Origin of the sequence: Burkholderia sp. 572, from assembly GCF_040545135.1 — a bacterium.
Lineage (GTDB): Bacteria > Pseudomonadota > Gammaproteobacteria > Burkholderiales > Burkholderiaceae > Burkholderia > Burkholderia cepacia.
Map to the genome: position 1 here is coordinate 1 of NZ_JBEPLH010000051.1, position 9,344 is coordinate 9,344.

Below are 9,344 nucleotides of genomic sequence, written 5' to 3' on the forward strand. Positions count from 1 at the left end.
TCGGTTCGCGATAAAACGTGGCTCCACTGGCATCTCGGCGATCTCGATTGGAAAGCCGCCATGCTAAAGCAATACGGTGTCGGTGCCACGCTTACATAAAGTCGTCAACTCAGGTGCCAGATGCCTTGAACCGTGGGGATTCTGGAGTGACAGAATTAATTTGCTCTACGGCAATCTAGCAACTATTTCGTTCCCTGCCACACGACTGAACTATCGACCGCATAAATCTTGCATCCCTGATGGTGTTGACCACAATGGTCTAGCGAGTACTTAACCGGATCCGGGCCGAGAGCCGAAAAGTCCCAGCCTCCATCGGGTGCGATGGTGAACACACGAGGTCGAGGAAGTTGAAGGAATTTTTGATATCCGGCTCTCCCGCTATCACTCACGTACGGAATCGCTGACGCATCGTCCAGCTTGGCAAAGTTGCTGGGCGGAGGAACTGGTGTCGGTCTAGTCCAAACTACAGTGTTGTCCACTGCATAGATGCGACAGCCAGGGCCACGTTGATTGCACAAGTTCATTGCATGCGCAATCGGATCGAATCCGCCATTCGTCGACGCTGCTCCATGCTGGCCGATCGCAAATGCCCGGGGCAACGGCCTTTCGAGAAACTTCTTGTAGTACGCTTGTCCAGCGATGCCGATGTACGGCAAGGCTCCCACATCGTAAATGGCAGCATAACCACTCGCTGGCGGAGTGGGGGTCGGCATGTACTCAGGGTTGACCTCCATATGAGGCATGCCTATCCGTGCGAGAAACGCATCGAGTTTCGGCACCCAGAGCGGAAGCGCTTTAGCCGACCCGAGCATGTTGTGCGCATCCTCGCCGAAAGCACCATACGCCACCAGCTCAGCAGATCCTCCCGCTGATACATAGCGCTCATACTCGGCATGCCACGTGTCTCTCGAAAACACCTTATCGTTGTCCCCGAAAAACCAGATCGACGGAAGTTTGCTATGCGCCCCGAGTTCTCCCGCTGCCTTGATCAACGATTGACTGGAGAAGAGACAATCCGATTCGTTCATGCCGCCAGCAAAGCTGACTAGCCCTCGCACGCCGGGCACATCCATCGTCCCGACCGCAAGCGTATTCCATCCCCCAAAGCTCTGCCCTGCGACGACGATCCTGGATCCGTCAATCGTCGGTTGAGTTTTCATGTAGTCGATAACTGCCTTGATATCTTGGGCATCCTCGATACCGGTTGCTGCATAATCGCAGCCGTGATGCACAAGATGCCCCTGAGAACCAGCGTAGCCCCGCATCATCGGCAGAACGACGGCATACCCTCTCGACAAGAAATAGTACGCAGAAAATGTCAGGTGATATCGAGGCTGATCCGGCGGCGGCACACTTCCATTTGCTCCGTGGTTCATCACGACCAACGGAAACGGACCGGGACCATCGGGTATGTCAAGCGTCGCTTGAAGCATGACTGAGTTACCGTCCGCACTTGGGATCTCGATCACTTTTTCATGGCTCAGCACCGCTTCAGGTGCCTTCAGGCTGTCCGCATCTTCTGCATGCGCCAGAGGCACATACGCGTACAGATAAGCGATTGCGATGAGCAAACACAATTTCCAGGTCTTGAACATTTTCAAGGTGCACCGAGGGGAGAGATAGACGACAGATCCAAACGTCCAAGCTTGGAGGCCAGATCGATCCGAGCGTTGTCCCAGTCTGTCAACGTTTGAATCCGACGCTCCTTCGCATTGGCGAGCATCGTCTGTGTATTGAGCAATTCGAGGATGTTACCAACGCCAACGTTGTAGCGGTGTTCGGCCGCGGTATAGGCTTGTTGAGCGATCGTCAACAAGGAACTGCTATGCGAAGCGCTTTCCGATGCCGCTTCCAGGGCGTAGTAGCTGTCCCAGACGTCCACCGCAACCTTGTTCCGAGTTTCTTCGAGAGCGTCTTGTTGCCGCTCGGCTTCTGCCCGGGCTTGGTCGATCTGATAGTTCCTTCCGAAGCCTTCGAATATCGGAATGGTTACCTGTATGCCGATATAGGCGTCGTGACCAGTCGATGGATAGGTCGGCAATCCAAGCCCCAAACTTTGTGGTTGGTTGTCTCGATTGTATTTCCCGACGAGATTGAGACTCGGCAGTCCTTGTGCTCGGGTTTGAACGATCTTCGCCATAGCCGCATCGTACTGCGCCTGTGCGGCCACGACACTGGGATGTGTACGCTTCACCTCGGCAATCAACCGTGCGAGAGTCTCGGTAAAAGTCTTGCCGGGGATCGCGGTATCCGTGACGGCGGGCACGTCCGTTACGGCGGACGGATCGTAGCCCATGTCTACAGCTAACGCGCCAATCGTCGACTGAGCGTCACTGCGCGCCTTGGCGAGATTCAGCAACGCCTGCTCATGCTGCGATTGCGCCTGTAATGCATCAGTAATGGGCGCCACCCCTTTGTCGACTTTGGCCTGCGCTACTGCAGCGCTTTGCCTCGTCATTACCTCGATTTCTCGAGCTGTATCGAGAGCCGCATGTGCTGCTTGCGCTGCGTAGTAATCCTTGGCGACCGTAGCAAACGTCGATTGCAACGTGGCGTTTTGTGTTGCTTGCGCGGCCTCCAGCAACGACGAGGCATTCTTCAGCGCCGCCTCTCGCCCTCCGAAGTCGTATAGGAGCCAATTGAGAGACACACCTTCAGAGCGAACGGTTGCCGAGTAATTTGAGCTGAGCGCCGGATGGTCGGTGATGTCGGTGACGGAACTGTCCCGAACACCTTGCCAGTTTACGGTGAGGGTCGGCAGGTACGCCGCTCTCGCTACGCCGACCACCGCCGCCTGAGCCTTGACGTCCGCCCACGCCTCTCGGGTTTTAGGATTGCGGCACAGAGCGCGTTCGACCGCATCCTCCAGTGCCAAAGGGTGGCTCAATGGACCGAATTCGCAGGTGCCGTTGGCCGGAACCATGTCGTCGGCCGCGCTGACAGGAATCGTTTGTTCAGCCCGTAACGGATCGAAGGCATGGACCGTAGGCGAGATGATGGATATCACGGCGGTTGCGGCGATCACCATCCACGTCGATGACTTAACGCTCATGCATGCTCTCCTGAGCGCCTTCGACAAGCGGGCCAAGCAGATATTGAGCGACGGTTTGCCTGCCCGTCTTGATCTCCGCCTTCACGGTCATGCCAGGCGTCAATGCGATCCACCGGTCGTCGATGCGCATGCGGTCCGATTTGAGGCGAATACGCACCGTGAAGGCGAGTCCCAGCTTCTTGTCCTGGACAGCATCGTTTGACAAATCGACCACCGTCCCTTCAAGCATGCCGTAGCGACTGTAGGGAAACGCATCGAGCTTGACCGCTGCCCGCTGCCCGACTTTCAGGAAACCCACGTCTTTGTTTTCGACAGTAGCCTCGACTTCAACTGCATCATCAGGAACGATTTCCATCAACGCCTGAGCGGTTGTGACGACGCCGCCCAGCGTGTGCGTAGCGAGTTGCTGAACCGTGCCGCTGACCGGGGAAGTCAAGCTGAGCAGAGCTTGACGAGTGTGGGCCTTGGTTTCGTCATTGGTGCTCTGCCTCAACTGTTCGGTAGCCTTCTCCAAATCATCGAGTTGTTCTCGGCGAAATTGAGAGACCGTCTGCGCAATGTCCGCTCGCTGCTCTGCTATGCCAGCCGTCAGTTCGTGTGCATGGCTGCGCTGTGCCGCTAGTTCGTGCTCCTGGTTCAATGCAGTCTGCTCCTTGTCGAGGTAGTCGTTCTTTGCGACATACTTGTCGGCAGACAGCGACCTATAGTCGTTCGCTTGTGAACGTGCCAGCGGTGCGGTAGCCGTCAGCTTGGCAATTTCCTGCCTGGTGCCGTCGAGTTCGGCTTCACGCTTCGTCAGTTCGCTTCGAGCTGCATTCAGCTTGTCTTCATATTCACGATATGAGCCATCAACAAGATGTTGTGCCTCTTCCTGACGTTCAGGAGCGGCACCGTCGATCTTGGCGACCTCCGGCTCTCTACCCACTTGCAGGGCCGTCAACAGCGCTTGCGATCGAGCGGCAGCGAACGCCGCATCCAGCTTGGACGATTTCGCCTTATCTTCATCTGCTGCCGCTTGTGTCGTGTCGAGCTTCACGAGGAGATCTCCGGCCTTGATTCGCTGACCATCCTGAACAGCTATCTCCCTGACCACGCCCGTAATCGCCGGCTGAATGATTTTCACCTTTGCGTTTGGAACGAGCTTCCCGCTCGCCGTTGCGACAATGTCGAGTTTTGCAAAGCAGGCAATCAAAACAACCGCTGCAGCAAGCAGCATGATCAATCGGGCAGTCCAGCGAGGCGCTGGGTGCACGGGTGTTTCGACCAGCTCAAGATGAGCGGGCTGGAAGGCAAGCTCATATTCAAGCTTGGCAGGACCATCGAGCTGATGGCGGATTTTCCATGCCGCCGCCCAAACGGATCGATATCGGCGCAAGAGATCAAGAAATGCATGTAAACGAATCGACATTGTCATCACCCTGCCTGAAGAGACAGCAAGTTGGCGTAGTAACCACCAGTCGACTGCAATATCTCGTGCGTGCCGCGTTCGACGATGTGTCCTTTGTCCATCGCAACGATCTGGTCAGCAAGTCGAACCGTGCTAAGGCGGTGGGCAATAATGATCACCGTGCGCCCCGCACAAATTGCTCGCATGTTGTTCTGGATGACCCGCTCAGTCTCGAAATCGAGCGCACTGGTCGCCTCGTCGAAAATAAGGATGCGAGGATTGGTCAACAGTGCACGGGCGATGGCGATGCGCTGTCGTTGCCCACCGGACAGGTTGTTGCCGTGTTCTTCCACGAGCGTGTCGTAGGCTTGCGGGAGTTCGCAAATGAACTCGTGAGCCCCTGCCAATTTGGCAGCGTGCATGATGGCTGCCATCGGCGCACCGGGGTCCGCCAAAGCGATGTTGTCTCGGAGCGATCGGTTGAACAGATAATTTTCCTGGAGCACGACACCGATGTGCCGGCGAAGCCACGCAGGATCAGCGAGCGCCAGGTCGACGCCATCGATACGCACGGTCCCGTGTTCGGGCACGTAGAGACGTTGTAGAAGCTTGGTTAGTGTGCTTTTGCCGGATCCCGATCGGCCGACGATGCCTATGACCTGACCCGCTCGTATGTCCAGCGACACATCGTCCAAGACTGGCTGACCGTCCGGACGGTACCGGAAACGCACGCGCTCGAATCGGATATCGCCCTTGATCGCAGGCATCGATTGACTGCTCTGGCGTAACTCGGTGCGGGTATTTAGGATGTCTCCCAAACGGCTCATGGAAATTCCGACTTGCTGGAAATCCTGCCAGAGCTGAGCGAGTCGCAAGACAGGTGCAGCAACACGCTGCGACATCATGTTGAACGCAATCAGTTCGCCGATCGTCAGCTTGCCGTCGATCACGAGCTTGGCGCCCAACAGGAGCGTTCCCAACGAGACGAGTTTGCCGATGTACTGAATCAGTTGTTGGCCAACGTTGCCGAGCTGCGTCACACGAAATCCGGATGCGACATATGCGGCCAATTGCATTTCCCATTTCTTGGCGAACTGGGGCTCGACAGACATCGACTTGACTGTTTCGACACCCGATACGGTTTCGACGAGGAACGATTGATTGTCAGCACCTCGTGCGAATTTTTCGTTAAGTCGGCGACGCAAGACCGGAACGATGGAAGCGGACACGCCAGCGTAGATCGGCAGGGAGAGCACGACCACAATTGTGAGCCATACACTGTAGAAGCACATGACGGCGATGAACACGATCGAGAAGAACAGATCAATGACGGCTGTCAGTGCCTGGCCCGTCATGAAGTTTCGGATACTTTCGAGCTCACGAACACGGGCGATCGTGTCTCCAACACGGCGTACACCGAAGTACGCCAGAGGCAAAGCGATCAGGTGTTTGAAGAGTCGTGCGCCGAGCTCGACATCGATCCGGTTCGTGGTATGCGAGAAGATGTAGTTTCTCAGACCGGTCAACGCGACTTCGAACGTTGAACTGAGAAACAGTGTGATCCCGACGACGGCCAGCGTATTGTAGGTGTGATTGACGAGTACCTTGTCCATGATCACCTGGAACATCAATGGTGTCACGAGACCGAATATCTGCAAGACAAAGGAGATCGCCAGCACCTCCAGCAGCAATCTTCGGTACTTAACGACAGCCGGGATGAACCATGAGAAATCGAACTTCGCCAGTTCGCCCGTGAGGGACGCTCGGGAGGTGAAAAGGAGCATGCTTCCCGTCGAGCGATGGGTTATCTCCTCCAACGAATGGAGCGTAGGTTGGGTTGCATTAGCTTCGAACGTAAGCACTGACAGTCCGTCACGACGTGCAATGATGAAGTGCTGGCCGTCTTTGTCGAGGCATAGCGCCGGCAGTGGCGACTTATCTAGTCGATCGATCCGTAGCGGCACAAGGCGAGCCTTCAAACCGATCGAGCGAGCACACAAGATCAATGTGTCGGCATCGAACGGTTGGTCGCCTTGAGCCGCAGCGTGGCGAAGTTGAGCGACATCTGTAGCGATACCGTGGAATCGTGCAATGGTGACCAGGCAACTCAATGCCGAGTCAATCGGAGCGTGTGAAAATTCTTCGTTTTTTTCGGGGGCGTTCACTTGCCGTGCCTCTATCAATTGCTGCAATGTCGCTTCTACGACGCCCTGATCGGATCCGGTCGAGAACCCGTATCGAACTTCGACTGGCGTACCCGGCGATGTTCGAAATGACTCAACAGAATGCCCAAGCTCTCCGCAACCGTATATACGCTTGTAGGAATGTGCAAGGTTGGAGAGACGGGTTTCTCATACGGCGCTGTCACGCCCGTGAAGTCCGGAAGCAAACCAGATAGAGCGCGTTGATACAAACCCTTGGGATCTCGCTTCATACATGTCTCTATCGGTGCATCGACAAACACTTCTAGAAATCGATCGACGCCGATAATTTGTCGAGCCATTTCTCTATCTTCTTGATATGGCGATACAAGTGCAACTATCGCAGTAAAGTCGGCCTCGATTAGAATTTTTGAAATATCGGCGGCTCTGCGTATATTTTCGGCTCGATCTTCACGACTGTATGTGAGATCACAATTCAAACCGGCTCGCAATTCGTCGCCGTCCAGCACGAGTGCCGAAATCTGCATTGATCTTAGAGATTGTGAAAAATCTCGAGCGAGCGTAGTTTTTCCCGCTCCCGGCAGTCCGGTAAGCCAATAGCAAACAGAGTTGGCAGTGTACTTATCCGCATTAGAGGCAAGATCTAATGGCATTGCATCCAATCGTTCACTTCGATACTCAGTCATAACAATGTGACTTGTCGCGTATTGAGTTCTGGTTTTTCCCAGAAGCTCGTTCCAGCATATTTTACGAAAAGATCTGGCGGGATACATGGCTTCCGAGATTGGTACTCGACCTTGCTCCTCACTTTGTGTAACCCGGGCATGCCAAGATGAGCATCGTAGTCCGGCTCGTCATAGACTACATTTTCGAAGTCGTGATCGAACCAAGGCTCGCCAATTTCACGATAGATCGATCTCAGGATTTTCTCGGGTTCCCGAACCAATCGATCGTAAGAAACGAGAATAAGGCGCTTTGCCTCTACGCCAAACCATGCCTCACGGAGCGTACTCCAGGGATACCCGATCAAGCCGCGTTCCGTCTCCATCAAGGATTCTGCACGCGCATACACGGAACTACCTGGCTGAAAATTAAACATCCTCGATAGTTGGAGTGGATTTTTGGCCAACATTGCTTCCACACTATCGATAATCCATCCGATTTCCCGGACACAGCAGATAATGCGCGCCTGAGGATACAAGGCGGCGAGCAACGATGCTCGGCCAGTCCATGTTCGATTGGTATCAAAAACAACCTGGTCGCCGGTGACGCTGGGATAGTAAGAGTCGAATATTCCTCGCAGAATATTCGTTCGTCTGTCGTCGTCGAAAAATGTACTGAACTCTCCACCGCACATCTTACCGTGAACCGCTCCACAAAGCATGGCGACGGGACTTGTCATAGCAGCGGAAAAGAGGGGATTCTGACGCAGTAAAGCGCAGAGCAACGTCGACCCCGAGCGCGGCAGCCCCGAAATTAAATGCAACTTTGTGATCATTGGATATCTTGTATTTTGGTTCTAGATATCAAGTTCCGCAGGCGACAGAACATCGTCGCCCGCAGACGTGAGGTAGCGGTACCCTGGCTAGTGAGCTCCGGCTAGCAATTGAACATGCTGCGATGTCTGTTCTGTTGAAGCGATCGAAGTGCTGGTCACCGAAGAGGAAGGAGCATGCCCCGCCATCGCTTGAATCAACGCTGCGGTTTGTGCCGAGGATCCGTACAGGGCCTGGACGGCGTTGATATCGGTCTGGTCGAGAGACCGGTTAGACGAAGTTAGGTCGTAGTTCATGATTGAGCTCGAATCTGCATTGTCTGCCAGTCCCAGTGCGTGGCCGATTTCGTGCAACGCGGTCTGATAGAAGGTTGCGTCCGTCCCTGTGTAGATTTGGTCGCTGACCGAACCATTGGCAAGCGCATCCTGCGTCGGGGATTCGAGTTCAATCTTTACCCCCGAGGCAATGACACCCTGAGACGCCTTAAATGTCGTATAGCCGACCTCGCCGGTACTGGCCGTGTTCAGGTCAGCCCAGTCGATCGAAATATCGGCCGAAGCGTTGCTCGACACCTCCTGGAACTTGAGTCCGGAGGCTGCTGCCCATGTCGCAAAGGCTTGCTCGACCTCTTTCTCGTACTGTCCGTCTTGCGAGCCATTGGCGCTGTCGAAGTTCCAGGTGATCGTGGTGGCGTCCCATCGAGCGCCTTCGAGCACGTTAGGACCGGAACCAGCAGAGGTGGCAGCGTCTCGAGACATTTCACCTGCTTGGGCGAACCCGCTCTTGGCAGCATTAGCGGCAGCGGCATTCCCTTGATTCTGGTCGTACTGTGCGATGGCGGTTACATCGCTGGCCAGCTTGCTTTGCACGGTACTTCGATCACCCGAAAAACCATAGCCGCCGAAGTAACCGCCGTAACCGCCGCCACTAAAAGGATCCGAGCTCGTTTGATCGACGTAGTCGACTCCACTCCAGCCGGCACCAGTATCGTCAGTGCCATCTACTATATCTCCAGTATCTGTTCCGGAGAAGTTAACAGTGTCATTATTGCCATCGACATGATCATATTGACCAGAAATGTCAATAGTACTTCCACCGCCAACATATGAAAGCGTGTCGTTACTTCCATTAACGATGGTAGTACTATTTTCCCCGTCCGTGACCGTGTCACCTGAACCGTTCACGGTAATGGAGTCGCTGTCTTTGCCGTAAATCGTGCTACCTGATCCATCGATAGCATCGCCTTG

Annotated in this window: 7 protein-coding genes; all 7 read right to left on the reverse strand. The window is 54.9% G+C overall.

What is annotated here, in order from left to right; all coding sequences use genetic code 11:
* Window positions 1–182 precede the first annotated feature (182 nt).
* Entirely contained in the window at window positions 183–1,595 is a 1,413-nt protein-coding gene (locus ABIC51_RS40580; RefSeq protein WP_124919383.1) for an alpha/beta hydrolase family protein, read from the reverse strand.
* 2 nt (window positions 1,596–1,597) lie between these two features.
* Window positions 1,598–3,052, reverse strand: a complete 1,455-nt coding sequence (locus ABIC51_RS40585) for a TolC family protein (RefSeq protein WP_226129878.1) — start codon at window positions 3,050–3,052, stop codon at window positions 1,598–1,600.
* Entirely contained in the window at window positions 3,042–4,460 is a 1,419-nt protein-coding gene (locus ABIC51_RS40590; RefSeq protein WP_124919392.1) for an HlyD family type I secretion periplasmic adaptor subunit, read from the reverse strand. Before ABIC51_RS40590 ends, ABIC51_RS40585 begins: the two co-directional genes overlap by 11 nt.
* A gap of 5 nt (window positions 4,461–4,465) precedes the next feature.
* Window positions 4,466–6,604 carry a type I secretion system permease/ATPase gene (locus ABIC51_RS40595; protein WP_279607991.1) on the reverse strand — a complete coding sequence of 713 codons (2,139 nt, stop codon included), beginning with the start codon at window positions 6,602–6,604 and terminating at the stop codon, window positions 4,466–4,468.
* A gap of 35 nt (window positions 6,605–6,639) precedes the next feature.
* A complete protein-coding gene (cysC, locus tag ABIC51_RS40600) occupies window positions 6,640–7,254 on the reverse strand; it encodes an adenylyl-sulfate kinase (protein WP_200094990.1) in 615 nt (204 codons plus the stop codon).
* Window positions 7,255–7,283: 29 nt separating this feature from the next.
* The gene (locus ABIC51_RS40605; protein ID WP_124919381.1) at window positions 7,284–8,099 is read right to left on the reverse strand and encodes a sulfotransferase family protein; all 816 of its coding nucleotides are present in this window, start codon (window positions 8,097–8,099) and stop codon (window positions 7,284–7,286) included.
* 87 nt (window positions 8,100–8,186) lie between these two features.
* On the reverse strand, window positions 8,187–9,344 hold a 1,158-nt coding region (locus tag ABIC51_RS40610; protein ID WP_354007100.1), incomplete at its 5' end, for a matrixin family metalloprotease.